The organism is Janthinobacterium aestuarii, assembly GCF_046113285.1.
Lineage (GTDB): Bacteria > Pseudomonadota > Gammaproteobacteria > Burkholderiales > Burkholderiaceae_D > Janthinobacterium.
The window spans coordinates 6,164,038-6,177,854 of record NZ_CP142524.1; the positions used below are offsets into that span (position 1 = coordinate 6,164,038).

The following is a 13,817-nucleotide window of genomic DNA, read 5'->3' on the forward strand; positions in this document are numbered from 1 at the left end:
GGAGCCGCCATGGCCTGGATACTGTTAATAATTGCCGGCATGCTTGAAGTCGTGTGGGCATACTCGATGAAACTCTCCGAGGGTTTCACCAGACTCACTCCCTCCGTTGTCACCGTCGTCATGATGATCGCCAGCTTCGGCTTGCTGTCGCTGGCCATGCGCACCCTGCCCCTGGGCACGGCTTACACTATCTGGACGGGCATCGGTGCCGTCGGCGCCTTTATCGTCGGCATCGTCTTTCTGGGCGAGCAAGTCAATACCATGCGCGTGTTCGCCGCCGTCCTCATCGTGTGCGGCATCGTGCTGATGAAACTGTCATCGAGCCACTGAGAGGAATCCCCATGCTCCTCGAACACTATTTTCCCGTCCTGCTGTTCATTCTGATCGGCATCCTGGTCGGCATCGTGCCCATGCTGCTGGGACGCGTACTGGGGCAGCACAAGCCCGATGCGCAAAAACTGTCACCGTACGAATGCGGCTTCGAGGCGTTCGGCGATGCGCGCATGAAGTTCGACATCCGCTTCTACCTGGTAGCCATCCTGTTCATCCTGTTCGATATCGAGGTGATCTTCCTGATGCCGTGGGCGGCCAACGTCAACGAGCTGGGCTTGCCCGGCTTCTGGGCCGTCATGGGCTTTCTCGGCGTGCTGGCCATTGGCCTGGCCTATGAATGGAAACGCGGCGCGCTCGAGTGGGAGTAAGCGCCGCTTTTGGTTCCACGTGAAACAGGCACGGGGCAGGAAAGCGGAGTATGCTGGACTTCTGTCTTTACTGTCAGGAGCATGCATGTCCGCCTTCCAGTTCCGTACCGTGCCGCATCTGATCGTTGATCCGGGCGCCGCTGCCCAACTGGGCGCCCATATCGCCCACCACTTCCCCGCCGTGCGCCGCGCCCTGCTCGTCACCGACGCGGGCTTTTTGCGCACGGGTCTGGCCGATGCACCGTTGCGCAGCTTGCAAGCGGCCGGCATCGAGGCGCATGTCTTTTCCGATGTCCAAGCCGATCCGCACGAAGCCGTCGTGCTGGCTGGCGTGGCCCAGGCGCAGATGTTTCACGTGGAACTGATTATCGGCCTTGGAGGCGGCAGCTCACTGGACGTGGCCAAGCTGATCGCCGTGCTGGCGCCCGGTCACCAGGAACTGGCCCAGCTGTACGGCATCGGCAATGTGCACGGTCAGCGCCTGCCGCTGGTGCAATTGCCGACGACGGCCGGCACGGGCTCGGAAGTCACCCACATCGCCATCGTCACCACGGGCGCCACCAGCAAGATGGGCGTCGTCGCGCCGCAACTGTATGCGGACCTGGCCATCCTCGACGCCAGCCTGACCCTGGGCTTGCCGCCCGCAGTGACGGCCGCCACCGGCATCGATGCCATGGTGCATGCGATCGAAGCGTACACCAGCCGCCTGCTGAAAAATCCCTTGTCCGACATGCTGGCCACCCAGGCGCTGTCGCTGCTCTCCAGCAACTTGCTCGCAGCCTGCCGCGATGGCAGCAACTTGCCGGCGCGGCAAGCCATGCTGCTGGGCGCCATGCTGGCCGGCCAGGCGTTTGCCAACGCACCCGTGGCTGCCGTACATGCGCTCGCCTATCCCATCGGCGGCCTGTTCCACGTGCCGCATGGCCTGTCGAACGCGCTGGTGTTGCCGCACGTGCTGCGTTTTAATCTATCCCATGCGGCGCCCCTGTATGCGCAACTGGCGAGCGTATTGCAACCCGGCATCACGGGCAGCGAGGAAGCGCGGGCCGAGGCCCTGATCGACGCCATGCAGGAGATTGCCGTGGCTACCGGTATCGCGCGCACTCTGCGCGAAGTGGGCATCACGTCCGGCGACCTGGACCGCCTGGCCGATGAAGCCATGCTGCAAACGCGCTTGCTGGGCAACAATCCGCGTCCCCTCACGCGCGCCGATGCGCGCGCCATCTATGCGGCCGCACTGTGAACCAGCAGACGGAATCTGCCAACCCGCCCTGCTACACTGAAGCCATGACGCCTCCCGACATCCCCATTCATCCCGACAGCACCCACTTTCCGTACGGTGCCTGTGCCGGCTGCCATGACAGCGCGCCGCTGCCGTTTGCCTTCGAGTATGCCTATCAGCCCATCGTCGATCTGGCCACGCGCAGCATCTATGCGCACGAGGCGCTGGTGCGCGGCCCGAACGGCGAAAGCGCGGCCAGCGTGCTGGCGCAAGTCAACGACGCCAATCGCTACCGCTTCGACCAGGCGTGCCGCGTCAAGGCCGTGGCCGGTGCAGCGCGCCTCGGCATGCAGGGCTTCCTGTCGATCAATTTTTTGCCCAACGCCGTCTACCGTCCGGAAGTGTGCATCCGCAGCACCCTGGAAGCGGCCAGGCTGCACAGCTTCCCCACCGATAAAATCATCTTTGAAGTGACGGAAGGCGAACGGGTGCAAGACCGTCCCCACCTGGTCGATATTTTCCGCGCCTACCGGCGCTTCGGTTTCCAGACGGCCATCGATGATTTCGGTGCCGGCTATGCGGGCTTGAACCTGCTGGCCGAATACCAGCCCGACATCATCAAGATCGACATGGACCTGGTGCGCGGCATCGATACGCAGGCGCCGCGCCAGGCGATCGTGCGCGCCATCGCCAGCCTGTGCCATGAGCTTGGTATCCGCGTGCTGGCCGAAGGCATCGAGACCCGCGCCGAGCGCGACTTCCTAGCCAGCTGCGGCATTTCCCTGATGCAGGGCTACTGGTTTTCCAAGCCCGTCTTCCAGGGACTGGGCCAGATCGCCGAGTCGGCCTGGGAATAAAAACGGCCACGTGAAACGTGGCCGCAGGTTCCACCAACGATACTGGCTAGTTGGGAATATCGACGACAGTCCCCGTCACGCTGATGGCATTAGCGGGCGCCGGCGTTGCCGCAATCGCCGGCACGTTGACATTCGTGATCAGGGTCGACGCATCGGCGCGCGTCACCGTGCGCACCACCTGCGATGGCGGCAAGGCTTGCTTGGCGTTCAAGTGCGCATACATGGCGTCGAGCGCCCGGTTCAGGTACACGTGCAGCGGTACGATCAGGGTCGGCAAGGCGCTGCTGAAGGAATCGAAATGGTTGGCATTGGTCACCTCGATATAGCGCAGCTGGCTATTTGCCCCTTCCACGGCGGCGTTCAGGCCAAGATAGGCGCGCGAGGCGTGATTGACGGGAATCAAGGTGTCGCTGCGGCCGTGCACGATGATGGCCGGCTTGCCCTGCAACTTTCCGCTGGCCGCGACTTCGGCCATGCCAGCCCGCACGCGCACGCTCTGCCCGCCCAGGGTGCCCTGCAAGTTGGCGCTGCTGACGGCGTCGCGCCCCGTCGCCAGGCTGCGCAGGCACAGGAAGCCGTCGAGCGACTGGTCCGCCAGGCTGGTCGATGGCGACACGCCGGCCGTGTAGACTTTGGCGCCGCCCACGCTGTTCTCGTACACGACATTGCCGAGGATGCCGTTTTGCGCGGCAAAGCTGGCCGCCTTTTGCGCTGTGGTAAACGCGATCGGATTGCCGCTGCCGTCCGTCTGCGCAAACGTGAAACCGCACACTTTATCGGTCACGGAAAATTTCCCGTAGGCATACGCATACGTGACGGCTACGAGGATGTTCGTGCCCGCGTGCGAAGCCTGCAGCGGATCGGAATCGACCAACCAGCCATACGCGCGCAAGCGCTGCTTCGCGTCCGCCTGCTGCGCCGCCAAGTCGGCGCCGTTCAATAAGCCCTTGGCAACCAGCGCCGTGCAGCGTCCCGCATTGCCGGCCACGGAAGCGATGCACGGCTGATACAGGGCCGCATAGGTGGCGTAGTCGAACAGCGCGCGGCCCGGATTGGCCACCACTGCCCCGCCCTGGCGCACGCTGTAGGCGTTAGATGCCGCCGGCTGGATTTGCGGTTCGCTGGCCGCCACGCCGCTGATCAAACCTTTCGTATCCTGTTCCGCCGCCAGCAGGGCCGAGCCGGCGCCGTTGGAAATGCTTGAGGCGATCGTGATGGTGTTCTTCGGCGTCAGGCGCACGATGCGCGAACTGCCGTCGCGGGCCAGCACGCCGTAGCGTTCATTCAAGACGTAAAACGCCATCTCGACCGCCTGCAAGGTCACCTTGCCCCAGTCCTTCTCCGGGTTTTGCTGCGAGTGCGCATGCTTGAAGGCGATGCGGTTCGGATAGGCGCCAGACCAGGCCAGCCGGTCCGCGTCGCTCAAGTCGGGCGCGAAGAGCGCGTTCTTGCCGGCGGCGACCCTGCCCGCGCGCACGCCGTTCTGCAGGTTGACGCTGTCGTCCTCGAACACATACAGGCCCGTGCCAGAACCCTTGTCCGCATACGCCACGGCGCAACCTTTTTTCAGGCCCCATTCGCCCGAGCTGCCGATGGCGCCGTAAATGCCGCGCGAGCCGCTGGACGTGCCCGTGACGATGCAGGCGCGGTCCGGGTCGAAGCTGGCCGGCACCTGCACCATCAAGGTGACGTTTTTCTTGCCCGTGCCATCATCGGCATAGGCGATGTATTCGCTGCCCGCGACCAGGCCCTCACCCGCGCCCACGTTGCCGGCCGCATCCACGTTCGGCCCGTACAGGGTGCCGTAGCCGCTGTTGGCGGCGATGTCGAGCACGGCGCGGTAATTGGCATAGATCGCATTGCGGCGCAGCTCGAGCGGCGTCGGCTGTTCCGCATTCGCATACGCGGGGGTGGCGCCCGCCAGCCCCGTCTTGCCCAGCCCTGCCGTCAGCAGATCGTTCGTCTTGCCGTCGTAGTCGGCGCGCGCAATCGTCCCCAGGTAGCCGGGCATCTGGTTCAGTTCTTCCGGCGCATGGTTGCTGCCGCAGGCTGCCAACGCCAGCAGGGTGCACAGGCTCGTGCCAACAGTGCCCGCGCGCGTGATCGTCATTTGCATGGTGGTTCTCTCCGTTGAAGTAACAGTGGACGCACAATGAAAAACGCCGGACGAATCGTCCGGCGTTGCTTGAAAATCAGACAGCGGCTTTGGCCGCCCTGCCGCCGAAACGCGCGATGGCTTCGCCGACGATGCCGCGCCGGAACAGCAGCACGCAGATGACGAAGATCACGCCCGTGACCATGCCCACCGATTCACCCAGGGTGCCGAACCACTCGATGCCCGTGTGCGTGGCCAGGTAGGTGCCGACATCGCCCAGCTTGTTTTCCAGCGCGATGATCAATACGGCGCCGAGGATGGGACCGGACAAAGTGCCCATGCCGCCCACCAGGGTCATCAGCACGACCAGGCCCGACATGCCCCAGTACACGTCGGTCAAGGTCTCAAAGCCCAGCACCAGCGTCTTGGTGGCGCCGGCCAGCGCGGCCAGCGACGCCGACAGAACGATGGCCATCAGCTTGTACTTGTTGACGTCGTAGCCGAGCGAGATGGCGCGCGGTTCGTTTTCCTTGATCGCCTTGAGCACTTGTCCGAACGGCGAATGGATGGTGCGCACGATCAGGGCGAAGCCGGCGACAAAAATGGCCAGCACGACGTAGTACAACACCGTGTCGTTGGCCAGGTCTATCGTGCCCAGCAAGGTTCCACGTGGAACACCCTGCAAGCCGTCCTCGCCGCCCGTGAACGGCAGGCGCAAGGCCAGGAAGTACACCATCTGCGCCAGCGCCAGGGTGATCATCGTAAAGTAGATGCCCTGGCGGCGGATCGCCAGGCCGCCGATCACCAGGCCCAGCAAGGCGCCCGTGGCGACGCCGGCCAGCAAGCCCAGTTCCGTCGGCCAGCCCCAGGTGCGCAGCGCATAACCGGTGACATAGCCGGCGCCGCCGAAGAAGGCCGCGTGGCCGAACGACAGCAAACCCGTGTAGCCGATCAACAAGTTGAACGCGCAGGCAAACAGGGCAAAGCACAGCAACTTCATCAGGAAGACGGGGTAGCCGTAAAACGGGGCCGCCAACGCCAGCAGCAAAGCAATGGCGTAGCCTACATTCTTATTCATCGTGGTAGCTCCAATACATGACTGATGAGGATTACTTTTCTTTGCCGAACAGGCCGGCGGGACGCAGCAGCAGCACGATGACCATCACCACGAACACCACGGTGGCCGAGCCTTCCGGGTAGAACACGCGGGTCAGGCCCTCGATCACGCCCAGGCCCAGGCCCGTCAGGATGGAACCCATGATGGAACCCATGCCGCCGATCACCACCACGGCAAATACGACGATGATCAGGTTCGAGCCCATCAGCGGCGAAACCTGGATGATCGGCGCCGCCAGCACGCCGGCGAAACCGGCCAGCGCCACGCCGAAGCCGAAGGTCAAGGTCACCATCAGCGGCACGTTGATGCCGAACGCCTCCACCAGTTTCGGGTTTTCCGTGCCAGCCCGCAGGTAGGCGCCGAGCTTGGTTTTCTCGATGACGAACCAGGTGGCCAGGCAGACGGAGAGCGAGGCGATCACCACCCAGGCGCGGTAGTTCGGCAAGATCATGAAGCCGAGGTCCGTCGCGCCGGCCAGCGCCTCGGGCACGGCATACGGCTGACCCGAGACGCCATAGAACGAGCGAAACACGCCTTCCATAATCAGGGTGATGCCGAACGTCAGCAGCAAGCCATACAGGTGGTCGAGTTTATACAGCCAGCGCAGCATGGTCTTTTCGATCAGGATGCCGAGCAGGCCGACGAGGATCGGGGCGATGACCAGCATGGCCCAGTAATTGATGTCGAAATAGCTGAGGCCCATCCAGGCCAGGAAGGCACCCATCATATACATGGCGCCGTGCGAGAAATTAATAACGTTGAGCAAGCCGAAGATGACGGCCAGACCGAGAGACAACATGGCATAGAACGAGCCGTTGACGAGACCCAGCAGCAGCTGGCTCATCATCGCTTGTAATGGAACGCCGAAAATTTCCATGGCATCACAGTATAAAAAGCACCGCCGGGTAGCGGTGTGGTATCAAGGGAAACGCGCCACCGCAAACAAGTGCGGCGGCGCAAGGCGAACCCTGCGGGCGAAGCATGCAGGACAGAGCGCCCGCGCGCAGGCGGGCACTCTGTGGAGGTTGCTACAGCGTTACTTCCACAGCGAACACTTCGATTCGGCCTTGGTCACATACGCCTGTGCACCGGGCACGGTGGCGACCACCTTGTAGTAATCCCATGGGTATTTCGACTCGGACGGTTTCTTGACTTCCATCAAATACATATCGTGCACCATGCGGCCATCGGGGCGTACTTCGCCATTCTGGGTGAACATGTCGTTGATCTTGGTCTTTTTCAGGTAGGCCATGACCTTGTCCGTATCATCCGTGCCGACGGCCTTGACGGCTTTCAGGTAGTTCGCCGCGGCCGAATAGTCGGCCGCCTGCAGCATCGACGGCTCCTTCTTCATCTTGGCGAAATAGCGTTTCGACCAGGCGCGCGTTTCAGGATTCAAGTCCCAGTACCAGCCATCGGTCAGGTACATGCCCTGCGTGAGGTTCAGGCCCAGCGAATGGATGTCGTTGATGAAGATCAGCAAGCCGGCCAGTTTCATCGATTTCGTCAGGCCGAACTCGTTGGCCGCCTTGATGCTGTTGATGGCGTCGCCACCCGCATTGGCCAGACCGAGGATCTGCGGTTTGGCCGCTTGCGCCTGCAGCAGGAAGGACGAGAAATCCGAGGCGCCCAGCGGATGCTTGACGCTGCCCAGCACCTTGCCGCCGGCCGCCTTGACGACCTCGGCCGTGTCTTTTTCCAGCGAATGGCCAAACGCATAGTCGGCCGTCATGAAATACCAGTTCTTGCCGCCCTGCTTGACGATGGTGCCGCCCGTGCCGCGCGCCAGCGCCACTGTGTCGTAGGCGTAATGCACGGTGTACGGCGTGCACTCTTCATTCGTCAGGCGCGAGGAGCCGGCACCGATGGCAATGAAGATTTTTTTCTTTTCAGCCGCGACCTTGGCCATGGCCAGGCTGGCGCCGGAATTGGTGCCGCCGATCAGCATGTCGACGCCCTGCTGGTCGAACCATTCGCGTGCCTTCGAGGCGGCGATGTCGGCCTTGTTTTGATGGTCGGCGGAAATGAATTCCACCTTTTTGCCGGCCAGTACCACGCCGGCATCGGCGATCGCCATCTTGATGGCTTCCGCGCCACCGAGGCCGTCGACGTCGGAATACACGCCTGACATGTCGGAAATAAAACCGATCTTGATGGTATCGCCCGATACCTGGGCGTGCGCGGCGGCGGAAAAGCCCAGGGCGCAAAGAGTGGCGGTGGCAATGGCGATAGCGTTACGTTTCATAGTGTCTCCGTTGGGATTATTGTTTGCTATTTAAACGATTGCTCGACGACGATACGGAACTACATGGGCATTACACGCCAAGCAGCTCGGTCAATACCGGCATCTTGGCTTCCAGTTCGGATGCAGCAAAAGTCTCGACGATCTGACCGTGCTCCATCACATAAAACCGGTCCGCCAGCGGCGCGGCAAACCGGAAATTCTGTTCCACCATGACGATGGTGTAGCCCTTTGCCTTCAGGGTGGTAATCATGCGCGCCAGGCCCTGCACGATGACGGGTGCCAGGCCTTCGGAAATTTCATCGAGCAGCAGCAAACGGGCGCCCGTGCGCAGGATGCGCGCCACGGCCAGCATCTGCTGCTCCCCGCCCGACAATCGCGTGCCCTGGCTGTGGCGGCGCTCCTGCAAATTCGGGAACATGGCGTAGATTTCCTCCACCGACATGCCCTTCTCGCCGCTGGCCAGGGTCGGCGGCAGCAGCAGGTTTTCCTCGGTCGACAGCGACGAGAAAATGCCGCGCTCTTCAGGACAGTAACCGATACCCAGGTGGGCGATTTTGTGCGTGGCCAAACCTATCGCTTCGCTGCCATTGACTTTGATGGAGCCCGTGCGCGCGCCCGTCAGCCCCATGATGGCGCGCAAGGTGGTCGTGCGGCCGGCGCCGTTGCGGCCCAGCAAAGTCACCACTTCGCCCTGCTCCACTTTCAGGTTGACGTCGTGCAGGATGTGCGATTCGCCATACCAGGTGTGCAGTTGCGTAATTTCCAGCGCGGGTGCGCCACCATTCACTTGTGTCGCCATCAATGCGCCCCTTCCAGTTCGGCGTGGGTGGTGCCCATGTAGGCTTCCATCACTTGCGGATTGCGCGACACTTCCGCGTAACTGCCCTCGGCCAGCATGGCGCCGCGCTGCAGGACGGAAATCTTGTCACAGATGCCAGAGACCACGCTCATATTGTGTTCCACCATCAAAATCGTGCGGCCGGCCGACACTTTTTTGATCAGCTCGGTGACGCGGTGCACGTCTTCGTGGCCCATGCCTTGCGTCGGTTCATCGAGCAGCATCATTTCCGGCTCCATCGCCAGGGTGGTGGCAATTTCCAGCGCCCGCTTGCGTCCATAGGGCATGTCGACCGTGATGGTGTCGGCAAACTCCGTCAGGTCGACTTCGGCCAGCAAGGCCATGGCGCGGTCGTTGAGCTGGTTCAAGGCACGTTCGCTTTGCCAGAAATGGAACGAGGTACCGAGCTGGCGCTGCAAGCCGATGCGCACATTCTGCAGCACGGACAGATGCGGGAAGACGGCGGAAATCTGGAAGGAACGGATCACGCCCATGCGCGCGATCTGGGCCGGTTTGGCGGCCGTGATATCTTTCCCATTGAACAGGATCTGCCCGGATGTGGGGACCAGGAATTTGGTGAGCAAGTTGAAACACGTGGTCTTGCCGGCGCCGTTAGGACCGATCAAGGCGTGGATATGGCCCCGCTCTACCTTCAGGTTCACCTCGCTCACAGCGGTGAAACCCTTGAATTCCTTGGTCAAATTTCTTGTTTCCAAGATTACGTTTGACATCGTGTCTCCTAGTTGTACTTTTTGTACTACTTAGTCATTTTTATAATACACAACTTAAATTTAACGCACAATACAGTATAACTACGGGGATTTTTCGCCAGCCCGAATGGCGCAAACTCGCACGCTTGCCCCGCTATTTCCAGGCCGCGTGTATCATTTGCGCCGCTTTTTCCGCGATCATCACGGTGGGCGAGTTCGTGTTACCAGAAGTAATGTACGGCATGATCGAGGCATCGACGACACGCAAGCCGGCCACGCCGATCACGCGCAAGGAGCTGTCGACCACGCTAGAGGCCTCGCTGGCCAGACCCATGCGGCAGGTGCCCACCGGGTGGAAGATGGTGGTGCCGATCTGGCTGGCCGCCTGCGCCAGCTCTTCCTGGCTCTGGAATTGCACGCCCGGCTTGTATTCTTCGGGAGCGAATTTTTTCAGGGCCGGCGCGGCGGCGATGGCGCGCGTCAGGCGCAAGGCGTCGGCCGCCACGGCGCGGTCCTGCTCGGTACTCAGGTAATTGGGCACGATCTTCGGCGCCGCATAGCTGTCGGCGCTGGCGATGTGCACATGGCCGCGCGAGGTGGGACGCAAATTACAGACGCTGGCCGTAAACGCGGGAAACGCATGCAAGGGTTCGCCGAATTTGTCGAGCGACAGCGGCTGCACGTGGTATTGCAGATTCGGCGTGGCTTGCTGCGGGTCGGACTTGGCGAACGCCCCCAGCTGCGACGGCGCCATCGACATGGGCCCGCTCTGGAACAGCGCATATTGCAAGCCGATCTGCATTTTTCCGACGATATTGCTGGCCATCACGTTCAAGGTCTTGACGCCCTGCACCTTGTACACCATACGCAGCTGCAAATGGTCTTGCAAATTGCCGCCCACGCCAGCCGAGTCCAGCACGGGCGTGATGCCGTGTTCGCGCAGCAAGGCGGCCGGGCCGATGCCGGACAATTGCAGCAATTGGGGCGAACCGATGGCACCCGCCGTCAGCAAGGTTTCCCGTTTGGCCGTCGCCTGCCACTGCGTGCCGCCGCCCGTAAACACGATGCCCGTGCAGCGCGGCCCCGTTTCCGTCGTTTCCAGCAGCAGACGTTCCACGTGGCAGCCCGTCATGATCGTCAGGTTCGGCCGGCGCGCGGCCGGTTTCAAGAACGCTTTCGAGGTATTCCAGCGAATGCCGCGGCGCTGATTGACGTCGAAATACGCGCTGCCGCTATTGTCGCCGCCATTGAAATCGCTGGTTTTCGGGATGCCCACCTGCTGCGCCGCGTCGCGGAACGCATTCAAAATATCCCACGACAGGCGCTGTTTTTCCACGCGCCACTCGCCACCGACGCCATGGTTTTCCGAGGCGCCGCCGTAATAATCCTCGCTTTGTTTAAATAGCGGCAAGACTTTGTCCCAGCGCCACGAAGCGTCGTCCGTCAGGTCGGCCCAGTGATCGTAATCGCCGGCCTGGCCACGCATGTAGATCATGCCGTTGATGGAAGAGCTGCCCCCGAGCACTTTGCCGCGCGGATAGATCAGGCTGCGCCCGCCCAGGCCCGCGTCCGCCTGCGTGGTATACAACCAGTCCGTGCGGGGGTTGCCGATGCAATGCAGATAGCCGACGGGGATGTGGATCCACACGTAATCGTCCTTGCCGCCCGCTTCCACGAGCAAAACGTTGGCATCCTTGTCGCGCGTGAGCCGGTTGGCCAGCACGCAACCTGCCGTGCCGCCGCCCACGATGATGTAGTCGTATTCGCCTGCCGATTCCAATGAAGCTCCTTTCGGTATGCCATCAAGCTGTCGCGCGGCGTGTCTCCCCACCGCGTCCCTTTACCAGAGTCTGTCTTTCTTCATGCATGCATGGCTGCTGAGCCGTCTTGAGATTACCACCAGTCCCGGGCCAGGGCGACATTAATCGTGGCCAGCGATATGGGCGAGCGTCACGATAAGCTCAAAAACAAGGTCGCCAAGCTGTGGATAACCGTATGGATATCCACAGGTACGATATGTGAGTAAACGAAAATTTTTTTGGACGCCTTTTTTTATCCCAAAACCATCCCCGGCAGATACAACCCTTACTCAGCGTTTATCCGTACGCCAAGCGATTGTTTACAAGGATAAATCAGGACTTATCCACAGAAGATGTCGCCGTTAACTACTATTACTATTCTTGTATACGATCTTGTTAAGATAAACCTGACAACGCGCGCTTTGTCTGCCTTTTCCTTCGGGAAGGTTCACAAGCCTGTCTTCAAAAAAAACGGCGAGCTGCTTTGACTGACAAAAAAAATCGCGCCAACAACTGAGCGACGAAAACCGGCACGGCCGGCATCACGCGCACTGCACTGCCAAACCGTTTTGCAAAATGGAATCGTCAACCGTCCTGGCCAGGTATTCGGCCGAGAGACGGTGCGATGTCGAAAAGAGGGGGTATTTGAGACGATTGTGGATAAGTCACTTGATATCCACAGGATGACTTGTGAGTAAACACGAAGTTATGCGCAGGCCCGCATTTTATACAATTTTGCTCCTCGCGTGATACAGCGATTATGCACGCTTTATTTTGCGCGTAAACGGTTGATCCTGTTGAAAAAAAGTGACTTATCCACAGAAAAAAACGCGTTTACTATTACTACTATTTTTATATATAGATCTATTGTAAACCGACAAAAAAACGGAAGTCCGGGGATATTTCCAAAAAGCATGCAAAAAACGTCAAAAAAAAGCCAACGGCAACAGTGCTACCCACTGCCAAACCGTCTGCCAGGAATCACCTGGATGCCGATGTTCGTGAAAGAAGCGCGTTCGTGATCGCTCAGCTTCGATTGCCAGACAGGAATCAGTCCACACAAATCCCGTCAAACATGTCACTGCAGCAAGAAAAAATGCGATTTTTGCGTAGCGGTGTGGATAAGTGCCTGCATATCCACAGGATGAGATGTGGGAAAAGTCGATCTTTGTCCACAAGCCAATTTTTATCCCAAACAAGTCCTCGCTGGATACAATGCTTGTGCGCCTACTTTTTTGTGCGCTAAGTCGATGATTTTTCGATGGTATACCGACTTATCCACAAAAAAATGGCCGTTTACTATCACTACTATTTTTATGTATACATCTTTATTTAAAACACAGAGACAAACGCGCACGGTGGAAAAGTCACCGAAAAGGCTGTTTTCACCCTGTAAACCGTTTTGCAATTCAAAAAACCTGTAAAAACAGCATGAATTCACACAAAAAAATGCGTTTAGGCATCATCAGTGCCTTGCACGAAGAACAGCAGGGGCTGGTAGAAGCCATGCAAGGCCCTCAGAGGCGTTCGCACGGCATGCGTGACTACACCCTGGGGAACCTGTGGAATATCGACGCTGTGTGCGTCCTGTCGCGTCTGGGCAAGGTTGCCGCTGCCATGACAGCTTCTATCCTTGTGGAAAAGTACGGAGTTACCCACATCGTCTTCACCGGCGTGGCCGGCAGTGGGGATAAACACGTGAAAGTGGGCGACATCGTGGTGGCCGAATCGCTGCTGCAGCATGATATGGACGTCCGACCTTTGTTTCCCCGCTTCGAAGTGCCGCTGACGGGCTTGCAGCGCTTCGCCACGGACCTGGAACTGAGCACGCAACTGGCCGCCGCCGCGGAAGATTTCCTGCGCGACGATGTTTCCAGCGTGCTCAAGGCGGCCGATATCGTGGAATTCGGCTTGCAGCACGCGCAGGTGCACCGCGGCCTGATCGCCAGCGGCGACCAGTTCATCGGCAGCGCCGCGCATATCAACCAGCTGAAAGCGGATATCCCTGACTTGCTGGCCGTCGAAATGGAAGGCGCCGCCGTGGCGCAAGTGTGTTTTGAACTCGGTGTGCCGTTTACGGTCATGCGCACCATTTCCGACAATGCCAACGAAGAGGCGGCCGTCGACTTCATGCGTTTCGTGCAATCCGTCGCTTCGCCGTATGCGTTTGCAGTGATTCAGCAGCTATGCCAGCGCCTGGCTGGCTGATGTTTCAGCTAGCGTGTATAAAAAA

Annotated in this window: 12 protein-coding genes; 5 read left to right on the top strand and 7 right to left on the bottom strand. The window is 60.2% G+C overall.

Annotated elements, in window-relative coordinates:
• Window positions 1–9 precede the first annotated feature (9 nt).
• From sugE to OX462_RS27810, 4 genes are all read left to right on the top strand, one after another.
• Window positions 10–330: a quaternary ammonium compound efflux SMR transporter SugE gene (gene sugE, locus OX462_RS27795; protein ID WP_070218924.1), complete on the top strand. Its 321-nt coding sequence runs from the start codon at window positions 10–12 to the stop codon at window positions 328–330.
• Between the two features lie 11 nt (window positions 331–341).
• A complete protein-coding gene (locus tag OX462_RS27800) occupies window positions 342–701 on the top strand; it encodes an NADH-quinone oxidoreductase subunit A (protein ID WP_409027480.1) in 360 nt (119 codons plus the stop codon).
• An 85-nt stretch (window positions 702–786) separates the two neighbouring features.
• The gene (locus OX462_RS27805) at window positions 787–1,944 is read left to right on the top strand and encodes an iron-containing alcohol dehydrogenase (protein WP_409027481.1); all 1,158 of its coding nucleotides are present in this window, start codon (window positions 787–789) and stop codon (window positions 1,942–1,944) included.
• Between the two features lie 44 nt (window positions 1,945–1,988).
• Window positions 1,989–2,780: an EAL domain-containing protein gene (locus OX462_RS27810; RefSeq protein WP_409027482.1), complete on the top strand. Its 792-nt coding sequence runs from the start codon at window positions 1,989–1,991 to the stop codon at window positions 2,778–2,780.
• A 46-nt stretch (window positions 2,781–2,826) separates the two neighbouring features.
• On the opposite strand, the gene OX462_RS27815 is transcribed toward OX462_RS27810, so the two are convergent.
• The 7 genes from OX462_RS27815 to OX462_RS27845 all read right to left on the bottom strand — a co-directional run bounded on the left by OX462_RS27815 (window position 2,827) and on the right by OX462_RS27845 (window position 11,565).
• Window positions 2,827–4,890 (bottom strand): 3-hydroxybutyrate oligomer hydrolase family protein, encoded by a 2,064-nt coding sequence (locus OX462_RS27815; RefSeq protein ID WP_409028788.1) that lies wholly within the window; start codon window positions 4,888–4,890, stop codon window positions 2,827–2,829.
• Between the two features lie 82 nt (window positions 4,891–4,972).
• On the bottom strand, window positions 4,973–5,953 hold the full coding sequence (locus OX462_RS27820; RefSeq protein WP_070218920.1) for a branched-chain amino acid ABC transporter permease: 981 nt from the start codon (window positions 5,951–5,953) through the stop codon (window positions 4,973–4,975).
• 31 nt (window positions 5,954–5,984) lie between these two features.
• Entirely contained in the window at window positions 5,985–6,869 is an 885-nt protein-coding gene (locus OX462_RS27825) for a branched-chain amino acid ABC transporter permease (protein ID WP_070218919.1), read from the bottom strand.
• Window positions 6,870–7,028: 159 nt separating this feature from the next.
• Window positions 7,029–8,237, bottom strand: coding sequence for an ABC transporter substrate-binding protein (locus OX462_RS27830; RefSeq protein WP_070218918.1), 1,209 nt, complete (start codon window positions 8,235–8,237; stop codon window positions 7,029–7,031).
• Between the two features lie 70 nt (window positions 8,238–8,307).
• On the bottom strand, window positions 8,308–9,036 hold the full coding sequence (locus OX462_RS27835) for an ABC transporter ATP-binding protein (protein ID WP_070218917.1): 729 nt from the start codon (window positions 9,034–9,036) through the stop codon (window positions 8,308–8,310).
• The gene (locus tag OX462_RS27840; protein ID WP_035823437.1) at window positions 9,036–9,806 is read right to left on the bottom strand and encodes an ABC transporter ATP-binding protein; all 771 of its coding nucleotides are present in this window, start codon (window positions 9,804–9,806) and stop codon (window positions 9,036–9,038) included. Before OX462_RS27840 ends, OX462_RS27835 begins: the two co-directional genes overlap by 1 nt.
• 133 nt (window positions 9,807–9,939) lie before the next feature.
• On the bottom strand, window positions 9,940–11,565 hold the full coding sequence (locus OX462_RS27845; RefSeq protein ID WP_070218916.1) for a GMC family oxidoreductase: 1,626 nt from the start codon (window positions 11,563–11,565) through the stop codon (window positions 9,940–9,942).
• A 1,468-nt stretch (window positions 11,566–13,033) separates the two neighbouring features.
• On the opposite strand from OX462_RS27845, the gene OX462_RS27850 reads away from it, so the two are divergent.
• Window positions 13,034–13,792, top strand: coding sequence for a 5'-methylthioadenosine/adenosylhomocysteine nucleosidase (locus tag OX462_RS27850; RefSeq protein WP_070219103.1), 759 nt, complete (start codon window positions 13,034–13,036; stop codon window positions 13,790–13,792).
• The last annotated feature ends 25 nt before the right edge of the window (window positions 13,793–13,817 follow it).

What these genes read in the sequence shown, in the direction of transcription:
- OX462_RS27820 (WP_070218920.1), bottom strand. Translation starts at nt 5,953, where the DNA reads ATGAATAAGAATGTAGGCTACGCCATTGCTTTGCTGCTGGCGTTGGCG.
- OX462_RS27805 (WP_409027481.1), top strand. Translation starts at nt 787, where the DNA reads ATGTCCGCCTTCCAGTTCCGTACCGTGCCGCATCTGATCGTTGATCCG.
- OX462_RS27830 (WP_070218918.1), bottom strand. Translation starts at nt 8,237, where the DNA reads ATGAAACGTAACGCTATCGCCATTGCCACCGCCACTCTTTGCGCCCTG.
- OX462_RS27825 (WP_070218919.1), bottom strand. Translation starts at nt 6,869, where the DNA reads ATGGAAATTTTCGGCGTTCCATTACAAGCGATGATGAGCCAGCTGCTG.
- OX462_RS27840 (WP_035823437.1), bottom strand. Translation starts at nt 9,806, where the DNA reads ATGTCAAACGTAATCTTGGAAACAAGAAATTTGACCAAGGAATTCAAG.
- OX462_RS27850 (WP_070219103.1), top strand. Translation starts at nt 13,034, where the DNA reads ATGCGTTTAGGCATCATCAGTGCCTTGCACGAAGAACAGCAGGGGCTG.
- OX462_RS27835 (WP_070218917.1), bottom strand. Translation starts at nt 9,036, where the DNA reads ATGGCGACACAAGTGAATGGTGGCGCACCCGCGCTGGAAATTACGCAA.
- sugE (WP_070218924.1), top strand. Translation starts at nt 10, where the DNA reads ATGGCCTGGATACTGTTAATAATTGCCGGCATGCTTGAAGTCGTGTGG.
- OX462_RS27800 (WP_409027480.1), top strand. Translation starts at nt 342, where the DNA reads ATGCTCCTCGAACACTATTTTCCCGTCCTGCTGTTCATTCTGATCGGC.
- OX462_RS27810 (WP_409027482.1), top strand. Translation starts at nt 1,989, where the DNA reads ATGACGCCTCCCGACATCCCCATTCATCCCGACAGCACCCACTTTCCG.
- OX462_RS27815 (WP_409028788.1), bottom strand. Translation starts at nt 4,890, where the DNA reads ATGACGATCACGCGCGCGGGCACTGTTGGCACGAGCCTGTGCACCCTG.